A 17,028-nucleotide genomic window follows, 5' to 3' on the forward strand; every position below is an offset into this window, starting at 1 on the left:
GGAATGACAGTGCCGCCGGCGCGCGCGGGCCGGTGTTCCGATGACGCGGTAGGGATGTTCCGAATGGCACTAGAAGACGCAGCAAAAGAGGTCGACAACGCCTTTACCCGTAAGGGGTTTCGGGGCCTGTCCTGTGAAAACACCTTCGGCGGGGCCACCAGTTTTCTGCGCCGGAGCTATACCAAGGATCTGGCCGGCGTCGATCTGGCCATCACCGGCGTGCCCTTCGATCAGGCGGTCACCAACCGGCCCGGCACCCGGCTTGGGCCACGGGCCATCCGCGAGGCCTCGGCCCTGCAGGCGTTTGACAGGCCCTATGGCTGGGGCTTTGATCCGCTGGAGGAGTTCTATATCGCCGATTATGGCGATCTGGCCTTCGACTATGCCAATACATCGGCCTTTCCCGACGCGCTGACCGCCCATATCGACGGCATCCTCTCGGCCGGGGCGGGCAGTCTCACGCTGGGGGGGGATCACTATATTTCCTTCCCCATTCTGAAGGCTTACGCCAAGAAGTTCGGGCCGCTCTCGCTGCTGCATTTCGATGCCCATTCCGACACTTGGGCCGATGACGACATGACCCGGATCGACCATGGCACGATGTTCTACAAGGCGGTCAAGCTTGGCCTGATCGACCCGGCGCGCTCGGTGCAGGTGGGAATCCGCACCGACAATCCCGATACGCTGGGCGTTCACATCATCGACGCGCGCGAGGTGCATGAGAAGGGGCCGCAGGCCGCCGTGGCGAAGGTGAAGGATATTCTGGGCAGCCACCCCACCTATGTCACCTTCGACATCGACGCGCTGGACCCGGCCTTTGCGCCGGGCACCGGCACCCCGGTCTGGGGAGGGCTGACCAGCGCGCAGGCGGCCATCATGCTGCGCGATCTGGCGGGCATCAACATGGTCGGCGGCGATGTGGTCGAGGTGTCGCCGCCCTTCGACACTACCGGCGCCACGGCCATCGCCGGGGCGCATGTGGCAACCGAACTCTTGTGCCTGTGGTGCTGGAACAGGAAGCAGGCCGGGCCATGATCCGAAGCTCGATCATCGAAATGCTGTGGCTGGTGCCGCTGATCGTGGTTTCGGCCCTGATCTATGTGCGCTTGGCCCCGGCCAAGGCGGAGGACTGGCATGTCGATCCGCTGTCGGCCGCGCCGCCGGGCCCTTCGGGCGTACTGGTGCGGCCGGCGGATGGCGATATCCTGCCCGTCGAACATGCGGTGGCCCCCGAGGATCTGTTGCGCCACCTCGACGCCATCATCCTCGCCACCCCGCGCACCCGCCTGTTCGCCGGCAGCCTGGCCGGGGGGCGGCTGACCTATGTCACCCGTTCGCGGGTCTTCGGCTTTCCCGATTACAGCACGGTGGCGGTTGCCGGGGCAGGCGACAACAGCGCGCCGGTCATCCTGGCGCGGGCGCGGTTCGGGCGGTCGGACATCGGCGTCAACCGCGCCCGCGTGACGCGCTGGCTTCAGGCGCTGGAGCAGGCCGGCTGAAGGGCCGCGCGCCCGCCGCCCCTTGACCGCGCCCGCGCCTTGCGCAAAAGAGCGGCATGGTTCCCTTTGACAAGCTCGCCCAGATCACCCAGCGCTTTCAGTTCCTTGAGGCAAAGCTCGCCAGCGGGGCGATGCAGGATTTCGCCCGGATCAGCCGCGAATATGCCGAGCTGAAGCCGGTGGCCGAACAGATCGACGCCTATCGCCAGCTTCTGGACGATATCGCCGAGGCCGAAGCAATGCTGGCCGACCCCGAGATGAAGGCCCTGGCCGAAGAAGAGCTGCCCGCGCTGAAGGCCCGGATCCCCGCGCTGGAACAGGCGCTGCAACTGGCGCTGCTGCCGAAAGACGCGGCGGATGCCCGCCCCGCCATCATCGAGATCCGCCCCGGCACCGGCGGAGATGAGGCGGCGCTGTTCGCTGGCGATCTTCTGCGGATGTATCAGCGCTATGCCGAGGCGAAGGGCTGGCGCTTCGATGTCATCGAGGAAACGCAAAGCGAGCTTGGCGGGATCAAGGAAGTCATTGCAAATGTGCAGGGCGAAGGCGTGTTCGCCCGGCTGAAATACGAATCCGGCGTGCACCGGGTGCAGCGGGTGCCGGCCACCGAAAGCGGCGGCCGCATCCACACCTCGGCCGCCACCGTCGCCGTGCTGCCCGAGGCCGAAGAGGTGGATATCGACATCCCCGCGGGCGATATCCGCATCGACACGATGCGCGCCTCGGGGGCGGGCGGGCAGCATGTGAACACCACCGATTCCGCGGTGCGGATCACTCATATCCCCAGCGGGATCGTTGTCACCTCATCGGAGAAATCGCAGCACCAGAACCGCGCGCTGGCGATGCAGGTGCTGCGCACGAGGCTCTATGATCTGGAGCGCCAGCGCGCCGCCGACGAGCGTGCGGCCGACCGCAAGGCGCAGGTGGGATCGGGCGACCGGTCGGAACGTATCCGCACCTATAATTTCCCGCAGGGACGGATGACGGATCACCGGATCAACCTGACGCTCTACAAGCTCGATCAGGTGATGCAGGGCGATCTGGATGAGGTGATCGACGCGCTGACCGCCGACGATCAGGCCCGCAAGCTGGCCGAGATGGAGGGATGAGCAACACCATCCCGCCCGGCGCCACGGGCACCGCGGCACTCGCGGCGGCCATCGCCCGGCTGCGTGCCGCCGGTGTCGATGATCCGGCCCGCGATGCGCGGCGCCTGCTGGCCCATGCGCTCGGCATTTCCGCGGGGCGGCTGACGCTGGTGCTGCCCGATCCGCTGACCGATGAGGCCGCCGACCGTTTCGCCGCCGCGCTCGCCCTGCGCTGCCGCCGCAAGCCGGTGTCGCAGATCACCGGCCAACGCATGTTCTACGGCCGAAGCTTCCGGGTGACCGAAGATGTGCTCGACCCGCGCCCCGAGACGGAAACGCTGATCGAACTGGCGCTGCGCGAACCGTTTTCGCGGGTCTTGGATCTCGGTACCGGGTCGGGCTGCATCCTGCTGACCCTGCTCGCCGAACGGCCCGAAGCAACCGGCCTGGGTGTCGATCTGTCAGATGCGGCCTGTGCGGTCGCGGCGGATAACGCCGCCCGGCTGGCGCTCGAGACCCGCGCCCGGATCACCCGCTCGGACTGGTTCGGCGCGGTCGACGGGCGGTTCGACCTGATCGTCGCCAACCCGCCGTATATCGCGGCGGAAGAGATGCCCGGCCTCGCGCCCGAGGTGCGCGACTGGGAGCCGCACATCGCCCTGAGCGACGGTGCCGACGGGCTCGGGGCCTATCGCATCATCGCCGCACAGGCCCCGGACCATCTTGCCCCCGGCGGCCGTCTTCTGGTCGAGATCGGGCCGACCCAGGGCGCGGCGGTCTCGGCCCTTTTTCTTGCCGCGGGGCTTGAAAACATTGCCGTACATGCCGACCTCGATGGCAGAGCGCGCATTGTTTCGGGCCGGGTTTCGCTGAAACAGGGCTGAGCCATGCGTGCCATGCAGCGCCACGGATTACCTAAAACCGCACAGGCTTGGCATTTTTTGCTTGTCTTGGCAGGATTGCCGTGGTTAGTCGAACAGGCAAGCGGCGGGATGCCCGAGGCGGTCCCCCTTGCGCATAAGCCAGACAGTAAACCGGACCTGGAAATTGATCTGCGCACGAGGCGCGGAACGGGGCCGAAGAAGCCACAATAAGGCTGGAACCAGATAAATAACATGAGATCATCTAAGTCACGTTCGCGGTCCAAATCGAACCGCTCGCGCTCGGTGGGTAACATCGTCAACCGTGTGTTCGACAGTTCGGGCCCGGAAGGTAAGGTGCGCGGCACGCCGCAGCAAATCATCGACAAGTACAATCAGCTCGCCCGCGATGCGCAGCTGTCGAACGATCGGGTCGCGGCCGAGAATTTCCAGCAGCACACCGAGCATTACACCCGCCTTCTGAGCGAGGCGCAGCGCGAACAGGATGCCCGCCGCGAGCAGCACGAGCAGCAGCAAAGCCGCGATCGCCAGCGCGATACCCGCGATCAGGGCCAGGAGCAGGAAGAGCAGCCTTCGGTACAGGAAGAGGCGCCCCAGCCCCAGCAGGACCGCTCCGACAGCGCCGAGGTGATCGACATGTCCCAGGACAGCGGCGACAGCGGCCTTGTCGAAACGCCCGAGGAAAAGCCGGCCCCGCGCAAGCGCGCGCCGCGCAAGAAACCCGCCGCGAAGGCGCGGGAAGCGGATGCGCCCGAAACCGGCGGTGAAACGCCCCAGACGCCAGCCGCCGAATAACGCCTCAGCCCGCGGCCACGGCGCGGGCGAGGGCACAGAACCCTTCCACCGAAACCTCTTCGGCGCGCATGGTCGGGGCCAGGCCCGCCGCGTGCAGCTTTGCCTCGATATCGGGCGCCACCCCCTTCAGGCTGGCGCGCAGCATCTTGCGGCGCTGGTTGAAGGCGGCGGCCACCACCCGGCTCAGCACGGCGGGGTCGGCCGGGTAAAGCGGCGCATCGCGCCGGGCCAGATGCACAACGGCGGAATGGATCTTGGGCGGCGGGGTGAACGCCTCGGGCGGCAGGGTCATCACGATCTTCGCCTCGGTGCGCCACTGCGCCAGGATCGCCAGCCGGCCATAGGCCTTGCCGCCGGGCTGGGCCACGATCCGCTCGGCCACTTCTTTCTGAAACATCAGCGTCAGGCTTTCCCAGAACGGCGGCCATGCGGGCGGCGTCAGCCAGCGCACCAGAAGCTCGGTGCCGATATTGTACGGCAGGTTCGCCACCACCCGGATCGGCGGCGTCAGATGCGCGGTGGCATCCAGCGTCAGCGCATCCGCATTCACCACCTCCAGCCGGCCGGGATAGGCGGCGGCGATCTCTGCCAGCGCCGCCATGCAGCGCGCGTCCTTCTCGACGGCCAGCACCCGGCGCGCGCCCTCGGCCAACAGCCCCCGCGTCAGCCCGCCGGGGCCCGGCCCGATCTCGAGCACATCGCATTGCGAAAGATCGCCCGCCTGCCGCGCGATCTTGGCGGTCAGGTTCAGATCCAGCAGAAAATTCTGCCCCAGCGATTTCTTCGCCGACAGCCCATGCGTGGCGATCACCGCGCGCAGCGGCGGCAACCCGTCAATCGCGGCCATGCCGGTTCCCCTTCATCTTTCCTGAAATATCCCCGCCGGAGGCAAGAAAACTCATGCGGCCCGCGCCCGCGCCATCCGGTCGGCCATCTGCAGCGCCTCGATCAGGCTGGCGGCATCGGCCACGCCGGTGCCCGCAATATCGAAGGCGGTGCCATGGTCGGGCGAGGTGCGGATGAACGGCAGGCCCAGTGTCACGTTCACCCCGCCCGCGAAATCCAACGTCTTGATCGGGATCAGCGCCTGGTCGTGATACATCGCCACCGCCGCGTCATAGCGCGCGCGGGCCGGGGCGTGAAACATCGTGTCGGCCGAATGCGGGCCGGTCAGGTTCAGCCCGTCGCGGCGCAGGCGCTCCAGCACCGGGGTGATCAGCTCGATCTCCTCCCTGCCCATCTTGCCGCCTTCGCCCGCGTGGGGGTTGAGCCCGGCCACCGCGATGCGCGGCGTGTCGATGCTGAAATCGCGGATCAGCGCGTCATGGGTGATGCGCAGCGTGTCGGCCAGCAACTCGGCGGTCAGCGCGGCGGGCACTTGCGACAGCGGGATATGGATCGTCACCGGCACCACTTTCAGCGCGTCACAGGCCAGCATCATAACCACCCGGTCGGCCCCGGCCAGCGCCGCCAGATATTCGGTATGTCCCGGATAGGCGAAACCGGCGCCATCCTGCAGCGCCTTCTTGTGAATGGGGTTGGTGCAGACGGCGCCGGCCTTGCCTTCCTGCGTCAGCTCCACCGCCCGCGCGATGCCCGAAATCACGGCGGCGGCATTCCGCGCTGCGGGCATGCCCGGCGTGGCCGGCGCGGGGAAGGGGTGGCGCAGCACCGGCAGGGCGGTGGCGGCAACATGCAGCGCCTCGGCCGGATCGTGGATTTCGTGATGCGGCGCGCCATCGGGCAGATGCGCCGGATCGCCGATCCAGAAAAACGGCAGCCGGGCGCCAAGCGCCTGCCAGGCCTTCACGGTGATCTCGGGGCCGATTCCGGCTGGTTCGCCAGAGGTCAGGGCGATGGGGGCAAGGCTCATTGGCTCAGGATGATCGCATCGGCCTTCAGCTCTGCCAGAAAGCTGTCGGCATAGGAACTGAGCCGCTGATTGAACAGCCGGGCGCGCACCGCCTCTCTGTCGACACCTTCGCCAAGCTCGGGCGTCCGCCCGCACAGCATCAGGATCGATTGGCTTGCGTCGCGGGTCAGGATGGTGGTCTCTCCCTCGTCCAGCTTGGCCAGTTCGATGCCGATGTCCTGCGGCAGGTCTGCCACGGCCAGCGTCTGGCGCTGCAGCTGCTCTTCGGGCAGCCCCTTGGCGACGCCGTACAGATCATCGCAGCTGTCCAGCCGGGCGATGATCTCCTGCGCGCTGGCGCGGCTGTCGGGGGCCACGAAGAACCGGGCATAGTCGACCGAAAGGGTTTCGGCGGCCTTGGGCGTCGTTTCTTCCAGGGCGCGCAGCTGGAACAGGATGATGGCGTTGGGCACCTCGATCGGCTCCGCCATCTGGCCGGGGGCCAGGGCCAGGATCTGCGATGCGATCTGCGGCGGCAGGTTGGCCAGATCGAGCCAGTCCAGCCGGCCGCCGGTTTCACGGGTGCTCGACACCGAATATTCCCGCGCGGCGGCGGCGAACCCGGCCGGAGTGGTGATCTGCCGCAGAAGCTGTTCGGCCAGCGCCTTGCTCTGGGCGGCGAACTCGGGCGTGTCGGCGCGCAGCACGAGCTCCGACAGCAGCACCCGCGCCGCGCCGGTCCGCGAGGACAGGGCCATCGCCCTGTCGATCTCGGCCTCTGTGATCTGGGCGCGGGGGCCGAACCGTGCGCGGACAAGCGCGCGCCAGGCCAGGCCGGCCTCGACGAAATCGGTAAAGGTTTCCTCGGCGACGCCGGCGCCGCGAAGCTCCTGCACGAACTGCTCGGTGGTCAGCTCGGCGCGGCTGGCGAATTCGGCCTTGCCGGCGGCAAGCTCTTCTTCGGTGATGCGCAGCCCGGCGCGATCGGCCGCTTCAAGCTTCAGCCGGTCTTCGATCAGCATGTCCACCACCTGCTGTTCAATGCCGCCGCCGCCACCGCTGCCCAGAAGGCGCATGAAGGCGATGCGCTGCGACACTTCCCAGTTGGTGACGGCGCGGCCGTTGACCTGCACCCGCTCGGCAAAGGCGCCGCCGCTTTGCGCAAGCGCGGTTTCGGCCGGAACGCCCAGGAATGTCATCCCCAGAAGAAGGGCACCTATGGTGCGGATCGTTGATTTCATGCCTGTTGTCCGTCCTGCTTTGTCTTACCGGGTACATGTCTGGCGATAGCCACGGGAATCATTGCTGCTTCCGAACCCGGCCAGCGATACGGTCAAACCGAAATCCGTGGTCGGGCGCAAGCTCGTGGTCGAGGTGAAGCGGCGAGAAACGGAGAGGCCCACGGTCATGCATTCGTTACGATACTCCAGCCCAAGCCCGGCGCGTGCCGCGCGTTCAGAGGTGAAATCATAACGCCAGTCGGCCTCTCCCGTCCAGTTGCGTCGGAATCGATAGCTTGTGTTGAATTCCCATTCCGAACTGTTCACCGGGCGGCTTTCCGCCGGATTGGCGCGCAGCCAGACATAGCTGGAAGAGAGTTCGAGCATCTCGGTGTTCCAGCCGACCTGCAGCTCGTTGCGCTCGAACCGAAGCTCGTCATCGAACAGCGCCCGGTTGGTCAGCCGCAGGTTGCGCGCCGTCGTCAGGTTGGCCGTGGCGAGCCAGTCGGAATTCACGCCGTTCAGGCCAGAGCCGCTGGAAAAGCTGTTGTTGTTTTCGGCGCGCAGGATGCGCCCCGCGCCCAGGCTGAGCGACCAGCCCCCGGGATCGAACCTTGTCCAGCCGATGCCGATATTCGCCCGCAGCCCCTGTTCATAGGCGTCCGAGCCGGGATAGCGGTTGAGGGAAAACAGGTTCCCTTCGTCGAACTCCGTACTCAGGCTGTCCTCGTTGGGGATGTCGCTGCTGTCGTCGCGGCTCCAGACCAGCTGCGCCGCGGGCTCCAGCACGTGCACCGCGCCGCTGGCGCCGTGCTTGACCAGCGGCCAGCGCAGCGCGGCGGCGGTGAAAGGCGCGGCGCGGAAGATCGGGTCGGGGCGGGTGCTGTCATCCTCGATCGCGTAGTAATCCAGCACCAGCGCGGTCTTGGCTTCCAGCAACAGCCCGCTGGCCCCGCGCCAGTCCCGTTTCCAGCTGACCGCGCCGGAGGCACGGGCGACGTCGCGCCCGGCGATGTCGCTGCCCGACCGGCGGTTGTAGCCGAAAACCTCCAGCTCTGTCTCGGCGATGCCGCCCAGCGTGGCGGGGGAAAAGCGATGCTGCCAGGTGGCACCGGCCAGGGTGCTGGGCAGGGTGGCATTGTTTTCAGAGGCGCGCAGCGAATGAACATAGGTCAGCTCGGCCCGGATGAACTCGTCGCGCCGGGTCCGCGAGATGGTGATCGGGCTGATCAGACGGTCGGTTTCCGAAATCCCGTAGTCCAGCAGATAGGCCCTGTCGGACACCGTCTTGATCTCGAAGCTCAGGGTGAAATCGCGGGGCAGGTCAAAGCGCCCGTCGGCGAACAGGTAGCGCCGGGTGTCATCGGGCAGCAGATCGTCGCGCGACAGCGCGCCGTTCAGCTCGATCTCGCCGTTGCGGAACGCCTGCCGGTAGCGCAGTTCGAGCGTCCGGGTGCGGTTGGTCGAGAAATACGGGGTGATGGTCACGTCGGCATGCCTGCCGAGGGTCACGAAATAGGGCAGCTTCAGCCCGGTGCCCAGGCCGTTCGTCGCCCGGATCGAGGGCACCAGAAACCCGTTCGAGCGTTCCAGCGTCGGGTCGGGCATGCGCAGGCGCGGCAGATAGAAGATGGGCAGGCCGACAAGCTCCAGCCGCGCGTGATCGAAGTAGAGTTGCTGCTTTTCCTCGTCGTGGATCACCCGTCGCGCCCTGATCTGCCACAGCGGCACCGGGTTGGAGGCACAAACGGTGCAGGAGGAGGCGACGGTCTTGTCCAGCACGGAATAACGCCCCCCCACACGGCGGATCTCGGCGGCGGCGAGTTGCAGCTGCTGATCCAGAACGAGGCGCGCCGATGTCAGCAACCCTTCGGACAGATCGCCGGCCAGCGTGGCCTGATCGGCCTGCAGGATGCGCCCGTCAAGCGTGGTCACCGTCATCGGCCCGTCGATCGTCAGCCGGTCGGTGTCGGCATCATAGATGATGCGCGAGGCCTTCAGGCGGTAGGTTTCATAGAGCACCTCGACATGGCCTTCGGCCACAAGGCGGCTGTTGCCGTCCACCGATACGTTGTCGGCGACAAGCGTCGCGGGGGCGGCCCGCGCGGCCGGGGACAGCAGCAGGAAAAGCAACAATGTCATCGCCAGATGCCGCAGCATCAGCCATCCTCCAGATGCAGCAGCAGGCCGAGCGACAGCAGGATGCCCACCACGGGCGGGCTCCATGCGGCCAGTTCGGCCGGGATCTGGCCGTTTTCCCCCAGCACCTGCGCGAAATTGCGCAGGAAATAGAGCCCAAGCCCCAGCCCCAGCGCCAGCATGACCATCACCCCGGTCCGGCCCAGGCGGGTGTGGCGCATGGTGAAGCCGGCCGCGATCATCACCATCGCGACATAGACCAGCGGCAGGGCAAGCTCCATCTGGAACCAGACACGGTGGTTGCGGGCCGAAAACCCGGCCCGTTCGAGGCTGTCGATGAAGGCCGGAAGCTCCCAGATCGGAATCGCCGAAGGGGTGCCGAAACTGTTGCGGATCCGCTCCGGCGTCAGGTCGGAGGGCAGGCTCAGCAGCGCGTGCCGGGTGGCGTCGCGTTCGGGGTTGGCGTCCGGATCTGACAGCGCCCAGCGTTTCGCGTTGGTCAGCGTCCAGGCGCCCCTTGTCAGCTCGGCCATCTCCGCCTCGATGCGGAAGGCGGGGCCGCTTTGCGGGCCGAGGGCAAGGAAGGTCACGTCATGCAGCACGGTGCCGTCCAGATTGGCGCGCGCCGCGCGAATGACCATCTGTCCCTCTTCGTCGCCCTGGCGCAGCCACAGCCCTTCGCGGCTGATCGACAGAACGCTTTCGGTGCCGCGCTTGTAGCGGCTCGAGAGGGTTTCATAGTGCTTCGACGTGGCCGCGACCAGCGGGTTGAGCACGGTGATCGTCAGCACGCCGGCGCCGGCGGCGGCCAGCACCGGCGCGAACAGGCTGCGCAGCGCCGAGCGCCCCATCGCCCGCGTCACCACCAGCTCCGACGTGCGCGCCAGCCCCAGAAACAGCATCAGCGTGGCCATCAGCACCGTCAGCGGCAGCATGCCGTACATGTTGGACGGCGCGTTCAGCGCCGCCAGCCCCAGCGCCTGCGGAAAGGTGATCGCGCCGATGTCGAAGCGGCGGATCTGATCGACCAGATCCAGCAACAGCAGGATCGTCAGGAACACCGCGAAGACCGCGATCAGCGTGGTGATGAACTTGCGCGCGAAATAGAAATGCAGAATCATGCGGCGGCCCCCCGGCGGCGCGGCCCTTTGAACAGCCGGGGCCGCTGGCTCGCCCAGAGCAGACCGATGGCCACCAGCGTTCCGGCGACGGGCGCAAGATAAACCATCGGCCACATCCCGGGGCCGCGCCGCGCCAGATCGGCCATCGCGTTATCCATGAGCTGCAGCCCGATCAACAGGGTGACGGCCAGCAGGATCTGCCGCCACACGCCGAACCGGCTGAACCCGCCCAGCAACAGCGCGCCCAGCCCGATCAGCGCGCCGGCAACGGAAAGGAAGGGCTGCGCGATCCTCGCATGCGCCTCGTAAAGGAACACGGTTCGGGTTTCGCCGGTTTCGGCCAGCAGAGCGGGCGTGGCGCGCAGCAGTTCCGGCGTCGAAAGCTCTTCGACCCGGCGGTGGCGCGGACCCGCCGACAGGATCAGCCCGGCCACGTCATAGACCGTGTTGCGGAACCGGGTGATCGAAAGCCGCTGGGTATCCAGTGTCAGGGTCTGTGCCATCCCGTCGAACATCACCAGCTTGGGCCCCCCGGCATCGGGCACCACCAGCGCGCGCTTGGCGGTATAGGTCACGCGGTGCGACGGGCTGCGCGCGTCGGACAGGAAAATGTCGTTCAGCGCGCCCTGGGGGGTGATTTCGCGGATATAGAAGGTGATGCCGGCGGCGGGGTGCAGAAACCGGCCCTCGGTCAGCAGGCGGGCGGTGATGTCGCCGCTGATATCGGCCTGCCGCTGGGCCAGCTGGGTGCGGCTTGCCGGCACCAGGAAATGGTTGAGCCCGGTCACCAGCAGCGTCACCATCAGCCCGAAGACCAGAACCGGCCTTGCCAGGCGGAAGGCCGAAAACCCCATCGCCTGCACCACCACCAGCTCGCTTTCCGCGGTCAGCCGGTTGATGACGAAGACGGTGGCGGCAAAGCCCGACACCGGCAGCACCAGCCGGATCACGTTGGGCAGGGCCAGCGCGGTGAACTCCAGAAACACCATGGCCGACTGGCCACCGCCGACAAGCTGATCGAACAGGATCACGGCCCGGTTCAGCCAGTAGACGGAAATCAGCACCAGCGAGAAAAACCCGAACAGGACCGTCAGCCGTGACAGCAGATATCGGTCGAATGTCGGCACGAACTCTCCTTGGGAGCAGGTTGATCGGCGGCGACCCTAGACCATAAGCCGGGCGTGGAAAACTGGTATCTGGTCAAGCCGGCGGGCAAGGTCTAGGTAGGATTGATAACCCTGAGGAGACCTGCCAATGACGACGCCGCCGGAAATCAGCTTTTGCGAGACCGATCTCGATGCGATCGGAAATGCCACCGGCCGGGTTGCCGTGTTCATCGGCGCCGAAGGCAAGATGGATCCGTCGGGCCGCCGGGTGAATCGGCTGACACGCGGGGCGCTGGCCCGGTTCGTGCAAAGCGAAAGGTTCACCAAGCTGAAACCGGGCGAGGCGAAGGCGCTGGCCTTTCCGGCGGGGATGGCGGCGGAGGCTGTGGATGTCGTCCGGCTTGACCGCCGCCCGACAGTGGAAGAGGCACGCAAGGCCGGCGCGGCGCTGGCCAAGCTGCAGAACGGCGCGGAAAGCCTGATCCTTGCGGGCAGCAATCCGCGTGCCGCCGAGATTTCGCTGGGGTTCGCGCTGCGGGCCTATACGTTCGACGCGCACAAGACGGGCGAAAAGACGCCGGCGGGCAAGGCCCGCATCATGGTCGGCAAGCCCGAGGCCGTGGCCACGGCCGCCGCGCCAATGGCAGCGGTGGCCGAGGGCGTGTTCTTTACCCGCGATCTGATCAACGAGCCGTCCAACGTGCTGACGACCGACGATTTCGCCGCCCGTCTGGCCGCCATGCAGGAACTTGGGCTGGAGGTCGAGATCCTTGAGGAAAGCGATCTGGAAAAGCTCGGGATGCGGCTGCTGCTGTCGGTCGGCAACGGCTCTGTCAGCCCGTCGAAGGTGGTTGTGATGCACTGGAACGGCGGCAAGCCGGGCGAGGCGCCGCTGGCACTGGTCGGCAAGGGCGTGGTGTTCGACACCGGCGGGATCTCGCTCAAACCGGCGGCCGGCATGGAAGACATGACCATGGACATGGGCGGCGCCGGCGTGGTTTCGGGCGTGATGCGCACGCTGGCCCTGCGCAAGGCGAAGGCCAATGTCGTGGGGCTGGTCGGGCTGGTCGAGAACATGCCCTCGGGCGAGGCGACGCGCCCCGGCGATGTGGTGAAATCCATGAAGGGCGACACCGTCGAGATCATTAACACCGATGCCGAGGGGCGGTTGGTGCTGGCCGATGTGCTGTGGTACGCGCAGGACCGTTTCAAGCCCAGTGCGATGATCAACCTGGCCACGCTGACCGGGGCGATCGTGATCGGGTTGGGGCATGAAATGGCCGGGGTGTTTTCGAACAACGATGTGTTCAGCACCGATTTTCTGGACGCCGCCGCGCAGGAGGGCGAAGGCGCCTGGAGGATGCCGCTGGCGCCGGCCTATGACAAGCTGCTGGAAAGCCGGGTGGCGGACATGAAGAATGTCGGCGGGCGCCCGGCGGGATCAATCACCGCGGCGCAGTTTCTGCAGCGGTTCGTCAAGGAAGACTGCCCCTGGATTCACCTGGATATCGCCGGGGTGGCAAGCGTGAAATCCGACACCACGCTGGCGCCCAAGGGGGCGACCGGCTGGGGCGTGATGGCGCTTGACCGGCTGGTGCGCGACAAGTTCGAGAGCTGATGGGAAGCGTTCTGTTCTACCACCTCACGCGGCACCCGCTGGAGGTGACGCTGCCGATGCTGCTGGAGAAATCCCGCGCGGCGGGCTGGCGGGTGGTGGTGCGGGGCAGAACCGAGCAGCAGCTGCGTTGGCTGGACGACAAGCTGTGGCTGGGCCCCGAAGACGGGTTCCTTCCGCATGGGCTGGCCGGGTCGGGGTTTGATGCCGATCAGCCGGTTCTGCTGACCACGGGCATGGCGGCACCGAATGGCGCGGCCTGCCTGATGGCGGTGGACGGGGCCGAGGTGGACGCGGAAGAGGCCGGCCGGATGGCGCGGGTCTGTATCCTGTTCGATGGCAATGACGAGGCCGCGCTCAACCGGGCGCGGGGCCAGTGGAAGGCTCTGACCGGGGCAGGGGTCGCGGCGCAGTACTGGTCGGAGGAAAGCGGGCGCTGGCAGAAGAAGGCCGAAACAGGCGACTGAAAAATCTTCACGAAGATTTTTGGGGTCAAAAATTTTTCGTGAAAAATTTTCCTATCGCGTCAGCACCAGCAGGTCGCGCGTGATCTCCATCTTTTCGAAGCGCTGAAGATAGCTCATCCCCAGAAGCGACATGTCCATCTCGCCGCTGTTCACCCAGGCGCGAACATTCCTGTCTTCCAGCGGTCCGAGCTGAACCTCGTTCAGCCGCACCGGCGCGGTCTGCACCACGCCGTTGGCGGTACGTGCCTCGCTGCTGAAGGCCAGCCCGGTCGGGTCGATGCCCACGCGGCGCGCGTCTTCGGGGGTCAGTACCACCTGGCTGGCGCCGGTATCCACCACGAATTGCAACGGCGTGCCGTTGACAGTAACGGTCAGGTAGAAATGCCCGTCGGGCGCGCGCGGCACCTCGATCCTGCCCTGTTCGGAAAAGACCGACTGGCGCGGCATGACCGTCGTGCGGATGTCCGACCACAGGCCGACCGCCGCGATCACGCCGACAAAGATCAGCCCCCAGACGGCGGCCTGTTGCGCCATCGCGCCCAGGCGCCGACGGTTCTGTATCACGAAGAACCCGCCCACGGCCGCGGTCAGAAGCAGCAGATATGCAAGTCGTCCGAACTCTGCGCCGGCCATGTGTCACCCCCTGTGGCTGTCTGGCTGAATCTAGGGATCCGCGTCGGAATTGGGAGGGGTCAAAGCGGCGCAAGCGGCAGATTTGTCAGCCCGTCGATCACGAATTGCACCGAAAGCGCGGCCAGAAGCATGCCCAGCAGGCGGGTGATGACATTCGTGCCGGTCTTGCCCAGGGCGCGTTCCAGAAGGCCGGCGGACAGGAACATGACCAGCACCAACCCCATCACGACCGCCATCACCAGATGGATCAGAACCAGCGCGGCCGGGTCTCCGCGCACCTGACCGGCCAGCAGGATCATGGTGGCCATCGCGCCGGGCCCCGCGATCAGTGGTGTGGCAAGCGGAAACACCGATGGGTCGGGGCGGTGATCGTCGGCCTGATCCTCTCGCCGCCTGGTGCGGCGTTCGAACAGCATGTCGAGTGCGGTCAGAAACAGCAGGATACCGCCGGCGATGCGGAAGGCGGGCATCGATATGCCGACGAACCCCAGCACCGCTTCGCCCAGCAGGCCGAACAGGGTCAGCAGACCCATGGCGACCGCCGCGGCGCGCAGTCCGATGGCGCGGCGTTCAGGGGGGGTCATGCCTTGGGTGATCGCGACGAACAGCGGCGCCAGCCCGATCGGATCGATGATCACGAACAGGGTGACAAAGGCGCTGATGTAAAACGTGAGGTCCATGCCTCAGCTCTCTGATTTTTCAAGCTTTTCGATGGCAGAGAGCCACAGGCTCTCGGCCCGGTCCAGCCCGTCCATCACCTCGGCGTATTTCTTTTGCCAGACCTGCGCCTCATCAACCCTCTCGGGCTCATACATGGAGGGGTCGGCCAGCTTCTTGGCCAGCTTGTCGCGCATCTGGTTCAGCTTCTCCACCCGCGCCTCGCATTTGCGGACCTCGCCGCGCAGGGCCTGCAGCGCCTCGCGCGAGGGGCGCCTGGGCTTTTCGGCCGCCGCGGCCGGTTTGGCGGGTTTGTCCGGCTTGTCCGAGGTCAGCAAGAGCTTGCGATAGGCCTCCAGATCTTCGGCATAGGCGGTGACCTGACCGTCCTTCACCAGCCACAGCCGGTCGGCCACCATGCTCAGCAAATGCATGTCATGCGACACCAGGATCACCGCGCCGGTATAGGCGGTCAGCGCCTCGACCAGCGCCTCGCGGCTTTCGATGTCGAGGTGGTTGGTGGGTTCGTCGAGGATCAGCAGATGCGGTGCGTCCAGCGTGGCCAGCAGCAGCGACAGCCGCGCCTTCTGCCCGCCCGAAAGCCGGCCGACGGCGGTTTCCGCCTGATCGGGGCCCAGCCCGAACCCGGCCAGCCGCGCGCGAAGCTTCGACTGCATCTCGCCCGGGCGTTCGCGCTGAAGATGCTGCAGCGGGGTTTCGTCGATATGCAGCTCGTCCACCTGATGCTGCGCGAAATAGCCGATGCGCAGCTTGTTCGACGTCGCCATCTGCCCCGCCATCGGCGCCAGCCGGCCCGAAAGCATCTTGGACAGGGTGGATTTGCCCTGGCCGTTCTGCCCCAGCAGCGCGATCCGGTCATCCTGATCGATCCGCAGGTTCAGGTTGCGCAGCACCACGGTGTCACCATAGCCGACCGACACGTTTTCGGTGGCGATGATCGGCGGCGAAAGCTCTTCGGGATCGGGAAAGCTGAAAACGGTGCGCGCCGCATCCTCGGGGGCGGTGATCGGCTGCATCTTTTCCAGCATCTTCACCCGGCTTTGCGCCTGCTTGGCCTTCGAGGCCTTGGCCTTGAACCGGTCCACGAAGCTTTGCAGATGGGCGCGGCGCAGATCCTGCTTCTTTGCCTGCGCGGCCTGCACGGCGCGCTGTTCGGCCCGTTGCCGGGCGAACTGATCATAGGGGCCCTGATAGAAGGTCAGTTTCCTGTTCTCGAGATGCAGGATGGCCCCGACGGCGCGGTTCAGCAGCCCCCGGTCGTGGCTGATGATCAGCACCGTATGCGGATAGCGCGACAGGTAGTTTTCCAGCCACAGCGCGCCTTCGAGATCCAGATAGTTGGTCGGCTCGTCCAGCAACAGCAGATCGGGCGCGGCGAACAGCACCGCCGCCAGCGCCACGCGCATCCGCCAGCCGCCCGAGAAGGCCGAGCAGGGCATCTTCTGCTTTTCGGAGTCGAACCCCAGACCACGCAGGATAGAGGCCGCGCGCCCTTCGGCCGACCATGCGTCGATATCGGCCAGCCGGGTCTGCACCTCGGCGATGCGGGACGGGTCGGTCGCGGTTTCCGCCTCGGCCAGCAGCGCGGCGCGTTCGGTATCGGCGGCCAGCACGGTGTCGATCAGCGACACGTCCGAGGAGGGCACCTCCTGCGCGACGCCGCCGATGCGGGCGCGGCTGGGCAGCGAGATGTCGCCGCCTTCCAGCGCGAGCTCGCCCTTGATCAGGCGAAACAGCGTGGTCTTGCCCGCCCCGTTGCGGCCGATCAGGCCGACCTTGTGGCCATCGGGGATGACGGCAGAGGCGCCCTCGAACAAGGGGCGGCCTTCGACGGAATATGAGATGTCATTGATACGCAGCATGGGCGCGGTGTGCCGCATGGCGCGCAGCCCGTCAATCGCCGCTTTTCAACTGGCCACGCCCATGCTAGCAGG

16 protein-coding genes are annotated in these 17,028 nt (G+C 66.6%); 7 read left to right on the top strand and 9 right to left on the bottom strand.

Features of this window, described 5'->3' with window-relative positions; all coding sequences use genetic code 11:
- The first annotated feature begins 63 nt into the window (after positions 1-63).
- From speB to GGR17_RS08580, 5 genes are all read left to right on the top strand, one after another.
- Positions 64-1,035 carry an agmatinase gene (speB, locus tag GGR17_RS08560; protein WP_054538652.1) on the top strand — a complete coding sequence of 324 codons (972 nt, stop codon included), beginning with the start codon at positions 64-66 and terminating at the stop codon, positions 1,033-1,035.
- Positions 1,032-1,499, top strand: coding sequence for a DUF1499 domain-containing protein (locus GGR17_RS08565; protein WP_054538653.1), 468 nt, complete (start codon positions 1,032-1,034; stop codon positions 1,497-1,499). The genes speB and GGR17_RS08565 overlap by 4 nt, the downstream gene beginning before the upstream one ends.
- A 56-nt stretch (positions 1,500-1,555) precedes the next feature.
- The gene (gene prfA / locus GGR17_RS08570; RefSeq protein ID WP_054538654.1) at positions 1,556-2,608 is read left to right on the top strand and encodes a peptide chain release factor 1; all 1,053 of its coding nucleotides are present in this window, start codon (positions 1,556-1,558) and stop codon (positions 2,606-2,608) included.
- Positions 2,605-3,471, top strand: coding sequence for a peptide chain release factor N(5)-glutamine methyltransferase (prmC, locus tag GGR17_RS08575; RefSeq protein ID WP_054538655.1), 867 nt, complete (start codon positions 2,605-2,607; stop codon positions 3,469-3,471). Before prfA ends, prmC begins: the two co-directional genes overlap by 4 nt.
- A 231-nt stretch (positions 3,472-3,702) precedes the next feature.
- Entirely contained in the window at positions 3,703-4,263 is a 561-nt protein-coding gene (locus tag GGR17_RS08580) for a DUF4167 domain-containing protein (protein ID WP_054538656.1), read from the top strand.
- A 4-nt stretch (positions 4,264-4,267) separates the two neighbouring features.
- On the opposite strand, the gene rsmA is transcribed toward GGR17_RS08580, so the two are convergent.
- The 6 genes from rsmA to lptF are packed head-to-tail and all read right to left on the bottom strand — an operon-like array spanning position 4,268 to position 11,722.
- A complete protein-coding gene (gene rsmA, locus GGR17_RS08585; protein ID WP_054538657.1) occupies positions 4,268-5,110 on the bottom strand; it encodes a 16S rRNA (adenine(1518)-N(6)/adenine(1519)-N(6))-dimethyltransferase RsmA in 843 nt (280 codons plus the stop codon).
- A 51-nt stretch (positions 5,111-5,161) separates the two neighbouring features.
- Entirely contained in the window at positions 5,162-6,136 is a 975-nt protein-coding gene (pdxA, locus tag GGR17_RS08590; protein WP_183314775.1) for a 4-hydroxythreonine-4-phosphate dehydrogenase PdxA, read from the bottom strand.
- Complete coding sequence (locus GGR17_RS08595; protein WP_054538659.1) at positions 6,133-7,356, bottom strand: peptidylprolyl isomerase; 1,224 nt, start codon at positions 7,354-7,356, stop codon at positions 6,133-6,135. Before GGR17_RS08595 ends, pdxA begins: the two co-directional genes overlap by 4 nt.
- 24 nt (positions 7,357-7,380) lie before the next feature.
- Positions 7,381-9,495 (bottom strand): LPS-assembly protein LptD, encoded by a 2,115-nt coding sequence (locus tag GGR17_RS08600; RefSeq protein WP_054538660.1) that lies wholly within the window; start codon positions 9,493-9,495, stop codon positions 7,381-7,383.
- On the bottom strand, positions 9,495-10,595 hold the full coding sequence (lptG, locus tag GGR17_RS08605; RefSeq protein ID WP_054538661.1) for an LPS export ABC transporter permease LptG: 1,101 nt from the start codon (positions 10,593-10,595) through the stop codon (positions 9,495-9,497). The genes GGR17_RS08600 and lptG overlap by 1 nt, the downstream gene beginning before the upstream one ends.
- Positions 10,592-11,722 carry an LPS export ABC transporter permease LptF gene (lptF, locus tag GGR17_RS08610; RefSeq protein WP_054538662.1) on the bottom strand — a complete coding sequence of 377 codons (1,131 nt, stop codon included), beginning with the start codon at positions 11,720-11,722 and terminating at the stop codon, positions 10,592-10,594. The genes lptG and lptF overlap by 4 nt, the downstream gene beginning before the upstream one ends.
- Positions 11,723-11,849: 127 nt before the next feature.
- Here lptF and GGR17_RS08615 point away from each other — a divergent pair, with 127 nt between their 5' ends.
- Together GGR17_RS08615 and GGR17_RS08620 are read left to right on the top strand one after the other, a co-directional pair.
- Complete coding sequence (locus GGR17_RS08615) at positions 11,850-13,319, top strand: leucyl aminopeptidase (RefSeq protein WP_054538663.1); 1,470 nt, start codon at positions 11,850-11,852, stop codon at positions 13,317-13,319.
- Complete coding sequence (locus GGR17_RS08620) at positions 13,319-13,783, top strand: DNA polymerase III subunit chi (protein ID WP_054538664.1); 465 nt, start codon at positions 13,319-13,321, stop codon at positions 13,781-13,783. Before GGR17_RS08615 ends, GGR17_RS08620 begins: the two co-directional genes overlap by 1 nt.
- Before the next feature lie 51 nt (positions 13,784-13,834).
- Here GGR17_RS08620 and GGR17_RS08625 read toward each other — a convergent pair whose 3' ends face one another.
- From GGR17_RS08625 to GGR17_RS08635, 3 genes are read right to left on the bottom strand one after another with little or no spacing between them, the layout of a single operon-like run.
- Positions 13,835-14,416 carry a retropepsin-like aspartic protease family protein gene (locus tag GGR17_RS08625; protein WP_054538665.1) on the bottom strand — a complete coding sequence of 194 codons (582 nt, stop codon included), beginning with the start codon at positions 14,414-14,416 and terminating at the stop codon, positions 13,835-13,837.
- A gap of 59 nt (positions 14,417-14,475) precedes the next feature.
- Entirely contained in the window at positions 14,476-15,096 is a 621-nt protein-coding gene (locus tag GGR17_RS08630) for a MarC family protein (RefSeq protein WP_054538666.1), read from the bottom strand.
- Positions 15,097-15,099: 3 nt separating this feature from the next.
- On the bottom strand, positions 15,100-16,956 hold the full coding sequence (locus GGR17_RS08635) for an ABC-F family ATP-binding cassette domain-containing protein (protein ID WP_054540365.1): 1,857 nt from the start codon (positions 16,954-16,956) through the stop codon (positions 15,100-15,102).
- Between the last annotated feature and the right edge of the window lie 72 nt (positions 16,957-17,028).

It is taken from the genome of Actibacterium naphthalenivorans (assembly GCF_014196965.1).
GTDB classification, from domain to species: domain Bacteria; phylum Pseudomonadota; class Alphaproteobacteria; order Rhodobacterales; family Rhodobacteraceae; genus Actibacterium_A; species Actibacterium_A naphthalenivorans.